The organism is Streptomyces sp. NPDC000151 (assembly GCF_040301705.1).
Taxonomy (GTDB): Bacteria; Actinomycetota; Actinomycetes; order Streptomycetales; family Streptomycetaceae; genus Streptomyces.
The window spans coordinates 1-12801 of sequence record NZ_JBEPFC010000185.1 but is presented as its reverse complement, the minus strand read 5'-3'; the positions used below and the strand labels follow the sequence as shown (position 1 = coordinate 12801).

The 12801-nt window shown below is 71.8% G+C and carries 8 protein-coding genes and 2 pseudogenes; 1 reads left to right on the top strand and 9 read right to left on the bottom strand.

Annotated features, from left to right (window positions below):
• The 3 genes and pseudogenes from ABT381_RS32185 to ABT381_RS32175 form a co-directional block, all read right to left on the bottom strand.
• A pseudogene (locus ABT381_RS32185) lies at window positions 1-472 on the bottom strand (hypothetical protein); the annotation flags it as partial.
• A gap of 22 nt (window positions 473-494) precedes the next feature.
• Window positions 495-989: a DUF1453 domain-containing protein gene (locus ABT381_RS32180; protein ID WP_351600457.1), complete on the bottom strand. Its 495-nt coding sequence runs from the start codon at window positions 987-989 to the stop codon at window positions 495-497.
• 152 nt (window positions 990-1141) lie between these two features.
• On the bottom strand, window positions 1142-3262 hold the full coding sequence (locus ABT381_RS32175) for a DNA gyrase/topoisomerase IV subunit B (protein ID WP_351600455.1): 2121 nt from the start codon (window positions 3260-3262) through the stop codon (window positions 1142-1144).
• Between the two features lie 433 nt (window positions 3263-3695).
• Between ABT381_RS32175 and ABT381_RS32170 the strand changes: the two genes are divergently transcribed.
• Window positions 3696-3926: a DUF7455 domain-containing protein gene (locus ABT381_RS32170; protein WP_006602664.1), complete on the top strand. Its 231-nt coding sequence runs from the start codon at window positions 3696-3698 to the stop codon at window positions 3924-3926.
• Between the two features lie 250 nt (window positions 3927-4176).
• Here ABT381_RS32170 and ABT381_RS32165 read toward each other — a convergent pair whose 3' ends face one another.
• The 6 genes and pseudogenes from ABT381_RS32165 to ABT381_RS32140 all read right to left on the bottom strand — a co-directional run.
• Window positions 4177-5004: a S1 family serine peptidase gene (locus ABT381_RS32165; protein ID WP_351600452.1), complete on the bottom strand. Its 828-nt coding sequence runs from the start codon at window positions 5002-5004 to the stop codon at window positions 4177-4179.
• 136 nt (window positions 5005-5140) lie between these two features.
• Window positions 5141-6700: an RNA polymerase sigma factor gene (locus tag ABT381_RS32160; RefSeq protein ID WP_351600450.1), complete on the bottom strand. Its 1560-nt coding sequence runs from the start codon at window positions 6698-6700 to the stop codon at window positions 5141-5143.
• 676 nt (window positions 6701-7376) lie between these two features.
• Complete coding sequence (locus tag ABT381_RS32155) at window positions 7377-8351, bottom strand: FadR/GntR family transcriptional regulator (RefSeq protein WP_351600448.1); 975 nt, start codon at window positions 8349-8351, stop codon at window positions 7377-7379.
• 281 nt (window positions 8352-8632) lie between these two features.
• A complete protein-coding gene (locus ABT381_RS32150) occupies window positions 8633-10951 on the bottom strand; it encodes an ATP-binding cassette domain-containing protein (protein WP_351600446.1) in 2319 nt (772 codons plus the stop codon).
• 374 nt (window positions 10952-11325) lie between these two features.
• A complete protein-coding gene (locus ABT381_RS32145; protein WP_351600444.1) occupies window positions 11326-12090 on the bottom strand; it encodes an NUDIX hydrolase in 765 nt (254 codons plus the stop codon).
• Window positions 12091-12138: 48 nt separating this feature from the next.
• Window positions 12139-12801, bottom strand: a pseudogene (locus tag ABT381_RS32140) (glycogen debranching N-terminal domain-containing protein); the annotation flags it as partial.

Below are 12801 nucleotides of genomic sequence, written 5' to 3'. Positions count from 1 at the left end.
TGTGCTCCTGCCGTCCAGGCCGCGCTGGACTCCGCCGCCACGAGCGTGATCTTGGACAATGATCTGTACTCCTACCGCAAGGAGCTCGACGAGCCTGCAGGCGTTCCAGCGCCGTGACGGCGCAGGCGCACCACAGCACGACAGCGGGCACCCGCAGCCCCGCCTCGTGGAAGCCGAAGGCACCGGCCTCCATGAGGAGCAGCAGGGTGACGGAGGGCCACAGGAGGTGCCGGAGCGTGGCGCGGAAGAAGCCCCAGAAGGCGACGCCGACGGCGAGGATGCCGACGGCTCCCGCGACCGCCGCCCAGCCGCGCAGATGATGGCTGGTGAACGCGGTCCACAGCAGCGCGGCCAGCACCAGGGCGCGGATGATCCGGCCGAGCCAGAGGCGCGCGGGGCTGGTGCCCACCCGGGAGAGGGCCTCGCGCAGCGGCCAGCGCGTCCAGGAGTTCAGCGGCACCGGCAGCGGCACGGACGCTCCTGTTCCTCGCGGGTCACCTGGGGGCAGCAACACGGTACGCCGGGCCGAGCACCCCGGCCCTCCAGGCCAGCGCGCCGGACTGGGCGAGCAACAGGGCGGCGACGGTGAGGGTGGTGGCCTGGCCGTTCAGATGGACGCCGAGCAGCGCGCCGATGCCGAGGAGGCCGAGGCGTACGGCGACGCCCGCGGCCCAGACGGCGGCCGTCACGCCCCGGCCCTTGGCCCATACGGTGCCGTCCTGGTCGGTCCACAGGCGCATCGTCCAGGCGAGGCCGGCTCCGGTGGCGAGCCCGGCGGCGACGCCGGCGCCCAGGAGGACGGCGGAGGCGGTGGGGTGGGAGGCGCTCAGCAGCGCGCCGCCGGACCGGCTGACCGAGACGTAGACCAGGACGGCCGGCAGCACCCACCAGCTCCTGCGGTCGGCGGCGACCTTCCGTGCGCTGAACTGCCGGACGATGACGAGGGCGGCGACCGCCGCGATGACGAGGATGGTGGGCACGCCGCCCATGGTTCGAGCCTCCGGTTGCGGGGACGGTTTCGACGTCTCCCCACGCTAGGAAGGCGCGGCGGCGTGCGGATCGGCCCGCGGGTGGGCTCCGGGTGGAAATGCGCGGAGGGCCGTACACCCAGGGGTGGACGGCCCTCGCACGACAGCGGCGATCAGGTGTCGATGCGCGAGCGGTCCAGGGACGCGGCGGAGTCGGTGATGAACCCCTTGCGCGGCGCGACCTCATTGCCCATGAGCAGGTCGAACGCCTTCTCGGCGGCCTCCAGGTCGCTGATGTTGATCCGGCGCAGGGTGCGGTGGCGCGGGTCCATCGTGGTCTCGGCGAGCTGGTCGGCGTCCATCTCGCCCAGGCCCTTGTAGCGCTGGATGCTGTCCTTGAAACGGACGTTCTTGCGCTGGAGTTCCAGCAGGGTCTGCCGCAGTTCGTTGTCCGAGTACGTGTAGATGTACTTGTCCACGCCCTTCTTGGGGTTGATCAGCTCCACGCGGTGCAGCGGCGGCACGGCGGAGAAGACCCGGCCCTGTTCGATCATCGGGCGCATGTACCGCTGGAAGAGCGTGAGCAGCAGCGTACGGATGTGCGCGCCGTCGACATCGGCGTCGGCGAGGAAGATGACCTTGCCGTAGCGGGCCGCGTCGATGTCGAAGGTGCGGCCCGAACCGGCCCCTATGACCTGGATGATGGCGCCGCATTCGGCGTTCTTCAGCATGTCCGAGACGGACGACTTCTGAACGTTCAGGATCTTTCCGCGGATCGGCAGCAGCGCCTGGAATTCGGAATTGCGCGCGAGCTTGGCCGTACCGAGCGCCGAGTCGCCCTCCACGATGAACAGTTCGCTGCGGTCCACGTTGTCGCTGCGGCAGTCGGCGAGCTTGGCGGGCAGCGAGGAGGACTCCAGCGCAGTCTTCCTGCGCTGCGCCTCCTTGTGCTGCCGGGCGGCGATGCGCGTACGGGCGGCCGCGACGGCCTTGTCCAGTACGGCGCGGGCCTGCGCCTTCGCGTCGCGCTTGGTGGAGGTCAGGAACGCCTTCAGCTCCTTGGCCACCACGTTGGCGACGATGCGGTTGGCGGCCGACGTGCCCAGTACTTCCTTGGTCTGGCCCTCGAACTGGGGCTCGGCCAGCCGTACGGTGACGACCGCCGTGAGCCCTTCGAGGGCGTCGTCCTTGACGATGTCGTCCTCGGCGACGCGCAGCAGCTTGGCCGAGCGCAGCACTTCGTTGACCGTCTTGGTCACGGAGCGCTCGAAGCCGCTGACGTGGGTGCCGCCCTTCGGGGTGGCGATGATGTTCACGAACGACTTGAGGGTCGTGTCGTACCCGGTGCCCCAGCGCAGCGCGATGTCCACGCCCAGCTCGCGGGTGACCTCGGTGGGCGTCATGTGCCCGCGGTCGTCCAGGACCGGCACGGTCTCCTTGAAGGTGCCCTGCCCCGAGAGGCGCAGCACGTCACAGACGGCCTTGTCCTGCGCGAGGTACTCGCAGAACTCGCTGATGCCGCCGTCGTAGTGGAAGGTCTCCTCGCTGGGGCCCTCGCTCTCGATGCCGCGCTCGTCCCGTACGACCAGCGTGAGGCCGGGCACGAGGAAGGCGGTCTGGCGGGCGCGGGCGTGCAGGTTCTCCAGGGAGAGCTTGGCGTCCTTCAGGAAGATCTGGCGGTCCGCCCAGTAGCGCACCCGGGTGCCCGTGCGGGTCTTCGGGATGCGCTTGCCCTTGACGAGCCCGCCGGTGGGGTCGAAGGGGGCGTCGGGGCCCGACTCGGTGAAGATGCCGGGGACGCCGCGCCGGAAGCTGATGGAGTGGGTCTTGGAATTGCGGTCGACCTCGACGTCCAGGCGGGCGGAGAGGGCGTTGACCACGGACGCGCCGACGCCGTGCAGGCCGCCGGAGGCCGCGTAGGAGCCGCCGCCGAACTTACCGCCGGCGTGCAGCTTGGTCATGACGACCTCGACGCCGCTGAGGCCGGTTTTGGGCTCGACATCGACGGGGATGCCGCGGCCGTTGTCCCGGACCTCCACGGAGCCGTCCTCGTGCAGGACGACGTCGATGCGGTCGCAGTAGCCGCCCAGCGCCTCGTCGACGGAGTTGTCGATGATTTCCCACAGGCAGTGCATCAGGCCGCGGCTGTCGGTGGACCCGATGTACATGCCGGGGCGCTTGCGGACGGCCTCCAGGCCCTCCAGGACGAGCAGATGCCGCGCGGTGTAGTTGGATCCGTCCCGGTCTGCCCCGGTCAGCACGGCGGTGGACGGCACGGACATCTCGGCGGTCACGCGGTTCGCTCCTCGCTGAATTTCTGGTGGTCCGCATTCCGCGGACCCTGTGTGTGGCGGTGTCGCCGGTCAGAGGGTACCGAGGCCAGGTAGAGCCGACGTGACGCCACCCGTAAGCGGGCCCATGCTAGTAGAGTTTCGTTCGTACGTTCTATTCCTCGTGTGGGTGACGTGAACATCACGTTCCCTTCGAGGCATGAACCATTTAGGCTCCGGGCACGTCCTCATCAACGACCGGCAACCCAGCCGGGAGGACAGCCCGACCGACAACTTGAATCAGACCACCACGCAATACGGCTCATTCGCCGCCACCCGGCAGCACCCGGCCACCTCGGAAAAAAATTTTCGAGGAAAAGCCACGAGCGGGAACGTTTTCGGCCTGGTTGGATGTTGACCCTGGTACGACAGCTCGTCGAGCTAGAGAAGAGGCGACGTGACTACTGTTCTGACCCCCGCGAGCCCGCTGACGGCCGCTGACCGCTGCGACCGCTGCGGCGCACAGGCCTACCTGCGCGTCGTCCTGATGTCCGGCGGCGAACTGCTCTTCTGCGCCCACCACGGGCGCAAGTTCGAGCCAGAACTCAAGAAGATCGCCGCGGAGATACAGGACGAGACGGAGCGGCTGACCGCCTCTCCGGCGTCTGCGTCCGAAGAGGAACGCTGACACATCGCACCGACGACGAGCGAGTAGCGGCTACGAGCCGTGCGCGGGCGGTTTCACCCGGTACCCACCGGGGAGACCGCCCGCACTCGTACTCACCTCGGTGCGCCCTTCGGCGTCCGGCCTTCGTGATCCGTCACGAGGACCGGCACGCCCCGTCCGACACTGCCCCCTCAGAGGATTTCCCGGGGCGCTGCGCGGCTCTTGAGCCGCTCCCCCACCCCATGGACCCTGCCGCCCGTCGCGGCCGCTCTCAGCCGCCCTGGGCCATCACCGCCTGCTTGGCGGCCGAGACCCGCGTGTAGACGCCCGGCTTGCCCGGCTCACCGCAGCCGGTGCCCCAGGAGACCAGCCCCACGAGCCGCCCGTTCGCCACGAGCGGTCCGCCGCTGTCCCCCTGGCAGGCGTCGTGCCCGCCCTGCTGCGTGCCCGCGCAGAGCATCGAGGCGCCGTCGTACGTGCCGTCCACGCTCTTCGGGTACGCACGTTTGCAGGCCGAATCCTGCATGACCTGCACCCGCGCCGCGCGCAGCACCGACGAATACGTACCGTTGCCGGTCGTGTCGCCCCAGCCGTAGACCGTGGCGCCCGTGCCCGGCTGATAGGCGCGGTCTCCCAGGCCGGCCATGGGCAGCGCGTAGTCGCTCGGTGCCATCCCGCGCAGCTTCACGATGGCGAAGTCCCCCGCGTTCGTCGTGGCGTCGTACGCGGGGTTGATCCAGACCTTGCTCGTCGCCATCTCCCTGCCGGCACGGCCGCGCAGGTCGGTACGCCCGACGATCACCCGCAGGTCCTTCACCGCGTCCGGGGACGCGCCCAGCACGTCCTTGCCCATACAGTGCGCCGCCGTGAGCACCGTCGAGGGCCCCACCAGGACGCCACCGCAGAACTGCCCGGAGCGTTCGTCCCCGAAGCGCTCGCGGCTCGCCAGCGCGACGACCCAGGGGCTGGCAGAGCTCTGTACCTGCTGTCCCCCGACGATGACGCTGTCGGCGGCGGCTGGTCCCGGCGCTCCGAGTGCGGCGACGGCCGGCGCGATGACGGCGAGGACCGTGGTGACAGCGCGGGTGCGGATGCCCATACCGACTCCTGACTCTGGGGGAGCTTTCGTACACCCAGAGTGAGTCAGTCCGCCGAGTGCCGCACCCCGGACACGCCGGAGCCCGGCCACTCCCCGAGCGGAGTGACCGGGCCCACGTGCCCGCTGACCTGGGACGTCAGTCCAGGTAGTCGCGCAGCACCTGAGAACGCGAGGGGTGCCGCAGCTTGGACATCGTCTTGGACTCGATCTGGCGGATACGCTCACGCGTGACGCCGTAGACCTTGCCGATCTCGTCCAGCGTCTTGGGCTGGCCGTCGGTGAGGCCGAAGCGCATCGAGACGACGCCCGCCTCGCGCTCGGAGAGCGTGTCAAGGACCGAGTGGAGCTGTTCCTGCAGAAGAGTGAAGCTGACCGCGTCGGCCGGCACGACGGCCTCGGAGTCCTCGATGAGGTCACCGAACTCGCTGTCGCCGTCCTCGCCCAGCGGGGTGTGCAGCGAGATGGGCTCGCGGCCGTACTTCTGGACCTCGATGACCTTCTCGGGGGTCATGTCGAGCTCCTTGGCCAGCTCCTCCGGAGTGGGCTCGCGGCCCAGATCCTGGAGCATCTGGCGCTGCACACGGGCGAGCTTGTTGATGACCTCGACCATGTGGACAGGGATACGGATCGTACGGGCCTGGTCGGCCATGGCGCGGGTGATCGCCTGGCGGATCCACCACGTCGCGTACGTGGAGAACTTGTATCCCTTGGTGTAGTCGAACTTCTCGACCGCACGGATCAGACCGAGGTTGCCCTCCTGGATCAGGTCCAGGAAGAGCATGCCGCGGCCGGTGTAGCGCTTGGCCAGCGAGACCACGAGGCGGAGGTTGGCCTCCAGCAGGTGGTTCTTGGCGCGGCGGCCGTCCTCGGCGATGATCTCCAGCTCACGCTTCAGCTTCGGCGCGAGCTTGTCGGCGTTCGCCAGCTTGTCCTCGGCGAACAGGCCGGCCTCGATGCGCTTCGCGAGCTCGACCTCCTGCTCGGCGTTGAGCAGCGGGACCTTGCCGATCTGCTTCAGGTAGTCCTTGACCGGGTCGGCGGTGGCGCCGGCCGCGGCGACCTGCTGCGCGGGGGCGTCGTCCTCGTCGTCGTCCGACAGCACGAAGCCCGCGGCCTCGGTGCCCTCGGCCGCCTCGGGGGCGTCACCCTTGCCCGGCGCCGCCGGGGTCTCCTCGACGGTGTCCTCTTCGAGGATCTCGTCGACCGCGTCCTTCTTGGTCTTCTTGGCCGTGGTCTTCTTGGCGGCCGTCTTCTTGGCCGTGGCCTTCTTCGCGGTGACCTTCTTGGCCGCCGCCTTCTTCGCCGGCGAGGGCTCCGCCTCGGCGCCCGGGCCGTCCGACGCCGGGGAGACGGACGCGGCCGCTGCCGCGGTGGTCTTCTTCACCGCGGCGGCCTTGGCCGCGACGGTCTTGGTGGCGGTGCGCTTCGCCGGACTCTTCGCTGCGACGCTCTTGCGGGTGCGCTTGGGCGCCTCTGCGGCACTGACCATCAGCGTCACACCCTCCTCGTCGAGGATCTGGTTGAGGCTGCGCAGAACGTTCTTCCACTGGGTTGGCGGAATCTGGTCAGCCTCGAAGGCCCGACGCACGTCATCGCCGGCGATCTGCCCATCAGCCTTTCCCCGCTCGATGAGCGCCATCACAGACTCGGACTCGGCGATCTCCGGCGGGAGCGTACGGGATGTGCTGGCCGACACGAACAACCTCTCGGAACGATGGAAACGGCTTCCGGCTCCGTCCACTGTGGACCGGAGCCGACGACCGTCGACGGGGGTGGGCCGACGGCGCAGGGGCAACCAGGGAGTTGGGACAGCGCCGCAAGCGGCCGCCGTATTCCCTCCTCGGCTATCACCTCTTAAGTCATCGCGCTTCCCCGCAGAGCGTTACGCCCAATCCGCGTGGCCCGAGTCACACCCCATAACGACACATTTTGCTCGATGTGGGGGCGTACTGGAGAGAAGGAGGCGAGAAGGGAGCCTCGGCGGCCACGAGGGACACGGCCGGGCAGGCGGCCGCCCCGCACGGAGACGTGCGGCTCGGCGACCGCCCCGCTGGCTCGTACGGCCCGTCGGCACGTACGGAGTCCTCTGCCTTGCGTTCGCTGCGTTGCTTCTTCCTTGCGTTCGCCGCGTTGCTTCGTCGCGGTGTTCGCCGCGCTTGCCGCGTCGGCCGCATGCGCCGCCTCGGCTGCGTCGACCGCGTGGGTTGCGTTCCTCGGTGTGCGCGTACGGGTGCGTACGGTGCCTGCGCCGCCTTGCCGCCCTCTTCGCGGAGGCGGGTGCGCCGCCGCCGGGAGGCGGCCGGTCGCGCAGGGGTGCGGCGTACGGTTTCTTCAGGGCGGGGTGCCTGGGAGTGACGTGGGTTCCAGGGGGGTCAGTGCTCGCGGGGCGCGGGCACCACGTGGTCCGCCGCACCACTCCCGCCGGGCACTCCGGCCTCACCGCCGGTCGCGAGGAGCTGACGCATCGCGACCTCGGCGCCCGCCGCGTCGCCCGCGCCGATCGCGTCGACGATCTTCATCTGCTGGCCGACGGACGTCTCGACGGGGTGCTCGCAGCCGAGGGGCGAGCCGCCGGAGACCTGGAGCGCTGCGGAGACGATGCCGGAGAGGTGCTCCAGCATGCGGTTGCCGGTGAGCTGGAGGAGCAGCGAGTGGAACTCGGCGTCCGCGCGGGCGAAGGTCAGCGAGTCGCCCTGGGCCGCGGAGTGGCCCATGATCTCGACCATGTCGGCGAGGCGCTGCTGCACGTCCTCACGGCCGTGCCCCGCGGCGAGGCGCGCGGCGAGCGGCTCGATGGTCCAGCGCAGCTCGCACAGCTCGCGGCGCTGGTCGTCGCGCTGGGGGCCGTAGGCCCGCCACTCGATGATGTCGGGGTCGAGGAGGTTCCAGTCGCTGACCGGGCGGACTCGGGTGCCGACGTTCGGGCGCGCGCTGACCAGGCCCTTGGCCTCCAGGACGCGCAGCGATTCGCGGACGACGGTGCGGGAGACCTCGAAGCGCTGGCCGATCTCTTCGGGTACGAGTGGACGGTCGGCCCCGAGGTCACCGGAGACGATCATCTGGCCGAGCTGCTGGACGAGTTGGCCGTGCAGGCCACGGCCACGGCTGCCGGCGGCGCGACGGCCGACCCGGCCCATCTCGCTTTCGTGGCCGTCCCACACGGGAGCCACACGGTCGGTGCGCTCGCCGCCGACGGCGTCGGCGTAGGGGTAGCGGTCGAGCTCGCCCGGGCCGGTCAGGCCGGTGTCGGCGGGGCGAGTCGCGGTCATCATGGTGTGCGCAAGGGTACTCACGCATCCTTTGTCGGCGACGTGCCGGAGCGCCTTGAGGTCTTTGGTGAAAAGCACACGAAAGGGTGATCGCCCATCACCCTACAATTGACGCTTTATCGGAAGGAAGCAGACGCATTACGCGGAGTTCTGGCCAGTTCGCGCTGCGTGGGACGTGGGAAGCCGCCGGAGCCTCATGAGTACCGCGCCGCTCTTGCCCCTCCGCTCACCTCGTCTTTCGCTTCTCCCTCACCTTCACCATCAGCCTCCCCGCTCCTCCGTTTTTCGCTCCTCTCCTCACCCCTTCGCCTCGTGCCTCTTCGACTCGTGATCTGTTCGCCCTTGGACTGCTCGCGGCCTCAACGTGTTCTTCCGCGCAGGGCGGTCAGGGCGTACGCGCAGAACAGGGCCGCGAGCGACAGCGTCATCGCGCCGGCCACCGGGTGCGCCGCCAGCCGCCAGGCGGCATCGGTCAGCCGATCGACGCCGGACGGCCAGTCGACCGCGGCCGTCGTCCGTACCCGCGCAGGGAAGCCGACCATCGAACGGGCGGCCGGATCGCTCAACAATCCCTGGATCAGCGGGACCACGGCGACAGGCACCGCCAGCACTGTCGCCAGCCCCATCGCCGTCGACCGGAAGATCCCCGCCGCCAGGAGGCCGGCCCATGCGGACGCGATGAGCAGCGCGCCCCAACCGAGCGACAGCAGCGGCCAGTCGGCGACCGCGGGCAACGCCTGCGCGCCGAAGACGTAGCCCACGAGCACGCCATCGATGACGAGCGAGACCGACGCCAGCACGAGCGCGCTCGCCGCGCTGACCAGCAATTTGGCGCCCAGCAGCCGCAGTCGGCGGGGTACGGAGCCCTGTTCGGGCGCGAGCGCCGGGTACCGGAACTCCTGTCCGAACGCGAGCGCGCCGATCAGTCCCGCCCCCACCGCGGCGGGCGGGAACGGCAGCCGGTCCGGCCAGCCCATCAGTACGCGTGTCGCCGGTGTGCCACCGGTGCGCGCCAGTACCCATGCCAGGACGAGCGAGATCGCCAGTACGAGAAGGCCTACGACGATTCCCGTACGGTCACTGGCCGCTCGCCGCAGCTCATAACGGACCGGCCAGGCGGGCCCCGGTGCGGACAGCCGCGGCAGCACCAGCTGAGCCGCCGGCACCTTGCCGCGCGGGGGCGGGGAGGTGCGCGGCGCACGAGGGGCCGCGAGGTGGACCGCTGTGCCATGGGGCGGGGTGCCGGTGGGGCCGGCCGCGGCCGCCCCACTGACCCCATCGTCGGCGGGCACGGGCGCGAGTTCGAGGGTGGACGCGAGTTCGCCGTCGGGGTCCTTCGTGAGCGGAAGGGCCCGGGAGGACGAAGACACGGTGACGACCCGGCCTGTCGCGTGGAGGCCGTCGGCCCGGCCCGTGTTCCCCGTGGCGACGGGGCCGGAGACCACGGCGCAGTGCCCTCCGGCGTCCTTGCGCACCGGTTCGCCGGCGTGCGCGCGCTCTTCGCCGGCGCCCCACGCGTCGGCGTGCGCCTCGGCACGCTGCCCGTCCCCTGCCTCGGCGTGCGGCTCGGTACGGTCCTCGGTGTGCGGCTCGGTACGGTCCTCGTCCCGCGACTCCGCCCGCGGCTCGTTGGGTCCTCGGCGCGCCGCCCCGGCGTACCGGGCGTCGTCCTTCTCGGTGTCCGCCTCGGACTTGGCCGGCTCCGCGGCCACCACCGCGCCATGACCGGCCGTCAGCCTCGCCGCCACCCGGCCGTCGGCCCGGTTGAGCGGCACGACCGGCCTGGCGTCCCCCGTCTCGTCCGCGAGCTGGTGCACCAGGATCCCGTGCCGGAAGGCCGTGTCGCCCACCAGGGCACAGCTGCTCCCGTACACGGCGAGGCGATTGCCGCTCTCCCGTACGACCTCCAGCGGCTGTTCCGCGCGCGGGTCCACCGCGGGGTCGGCGCGCTGCCATTCGTCGACCAGGAGCGCCGCCAGCCGGTCGGCGTGCGGCGACCGCACGCTGACGCGGGGCCGCAGTCGCGTGTGCGCGAAGTCCCCGGCCTCCTGGTCGGCGAGCAGCCTGCCGTCCTCGATCGTGACGATCCGGTCGCCCAGCCGGGCGGCCGCCTTGGGGTCGGACGCCGTGACGAGCACGCTGCCGCCGCGCTCGGCGAACCCCCGCAGCAGGCCGTACAGCCAGGCCGTCTCGCGCGGCGACAGGCCGTCGTCCGGCTCGTCGAGGAGCAGCGCGTACGGGTCGCCGAGCAGGGCGGCCGCCATGCCCAGCCGACGGTCCATGCCGCGCGAGAACTCGCCCAGGCGCTGTTCCGCCAGGCCGCCGAGGCCGACGGCCTCCAGGACGTCCTCGGCGCGGCCCGGGGAGACTCCGGCCGCGGCGGTGAGCATCCGCAGGTGCGAGCGGGCCGTACGGGCGGGATGGCCGGGCACGTCGCCGAGCAGCACGCCGAATTCCCGCGCCGGGTTCGGCAGGCGGTGCAGGGGGCGGCCGCGGAAGAGGGTGATGCCCCGCCCGCGCTCCAGCCGCAGCATCAGGCGCAGGGCCGTCGTCTTGCCCGCGCCCCGGGCGCCGAGGAGGACGGTGACCGCGCCGGCGGGCGCCTCGAAGGTCAGGTCGTCCACGGCCGGCGGCAGGCCGCGCCGGGCTTCGCTGGTCAGTCCGACGGCCTGGATCATCGCGCGCCTCGTCGGGTACGCGCCCCCGCATCGGCCTCCGCGTCGGCCCCCGCGCCGGCCCCCGGAACGGAAACGGGCCCGCGGAGGGCGGCAGGAGCGCGGTGGGGAACTGCGGCTCGGGAGACGGCAGGAGCGCGAAGGGGCGTGGCAGCGCGGAGGGGCACGGGGGCGAGGGCGGCGGCAGTTGCGAGTGCTGCGGGGACTGAAGGACTCACCCCGCCAAGGTAACCCGCAATGTCCTATTTGCCCGTAATGCCGAGTGCGCCGCGCTGCTCGTGTCCTCGCGGCGCGCGGACGCCGTCCGCTCCGGGCCAAGGAGCCGGGGCCGGGGCCGGCGAGTCGAGCGCGGGCGGGAGGGCGTCAGGGCCCCGGGGTCACACCTCGGGGCGGAGCATCGGTGGGTTCAGGAGGGTCGCGCCGCCCGCCCTGAACAGCTGTGCGGGGCGGCCGCCCTGACGGGTCGTCGTGCCACCGGTCGGGACGAGGAATCCGGGCGTGCCGGTCACCTTGCGGTGGAAGTTCCTCGGGTCCAGGGCCACGCCCCAGACCGCCTCGTACACCCGGCGCAGCTCCCCCACCGTGAACTCCGGCGGGCAGAACGCGGTGGCGAGCGAGGAGTACTCGATCTTGGAGCGGGCGCGCTCCACGCCGTCCCCGAGAATGCGCGCGTGGTCGAAGGCCAGTGAGGCGGTCGGTTCGCCGTCGCGGGCGAGGCCGTTCTCCTGCCCCAGGAGCGTCTCGACCGGGGCCCAGCGCGCGCTGTGCGCATCGCCGCCCGCGCGCGGCGCCGGCAGGTCGGGGGCGAGCACCAGGTGGGCCACGCTGACCACCCGCATCCGCGGGTCGCGCTTGGGGTCTCCGTACGTGGCGAGCTGTTCGAGGTGGGCACCGGGGAACGGCTGCGGGCCCGCCGGACCGTGGGCGTGCAGGCCGGTCTCCTCGGCGAGCTCCCTGGCCGCCGCGGTCTCCAGGTCCTCATCGGCCCGCACGAATCCGCCGGGCAGGGCCCACCGCCCCGGGAACGGTGGCTCACCGCGGCGCACGGCCAGCGCGCACAACGCGTGCCTGCGCACGGTGAGCACGACCAGGTCGACGGTGACGGCGAACGGGGGGAAGGCCGACGGGTCGTAGGGAGGCATGCCGCGATCATAGTCGTCCGCCTGACGATAAACAGGCCGTCCGCGCCTTCACGCCCCCAGTTGCAGCCCATCCGCCGCCTCCTCCACCATTCCCAGGCCACGGCCGCTGACATGGACGGCGAAGGGCTGCTCAGCGACGGTCAGGCCGGTGAGATGCAGGGCGCCCAGCGGCGTGCCGGCGGCGGGCCGCACGGAGAGCGTGCCGCCGGGGACGTCCGGGCGGATGCCCGCCTGGGCGATAAGGGCGTGCACCGCGCCGGCCGCCGCCACCGCCGCCGGGCGGCAGGCCGTGGGGTGCGCCACGGGAGCGCCGTCGCCCGTGCGCTGCTGTCCCGAGTACATCTCCGGCAGGCGGTACCCGAAGGTCTCCGCGGCGTCCAGCAGTCCCCGGATCAAGGAGGCCGCCGCCGCTGCGTGGCCCGCGGCGGCCAGGGCCGAGGCGGCGACGGCGGTCTCCTGCACGCGGACCGCTCCGCTGCGGTGGCCGAAGGGGTTGTACCCGTCCTCCTTGCCACCGAGGCCGCGCAGGCCCCAGCCGGTGTCCAGGGCAGGGCTGTTCAGCAGCCTCGCCACCTGTTCCGCGCGGGTGCTGTCGAGCAGGCCGGGCGCGAAGGCGCCGGCGCCGAGCAGGCCGGTGTCGAGGAGGTGGGCGGCGCCGGCGACGAGGCGCGTGAGCGGCCGGCCGTCGGGGGCGCACAGGGCCGCGGGGCG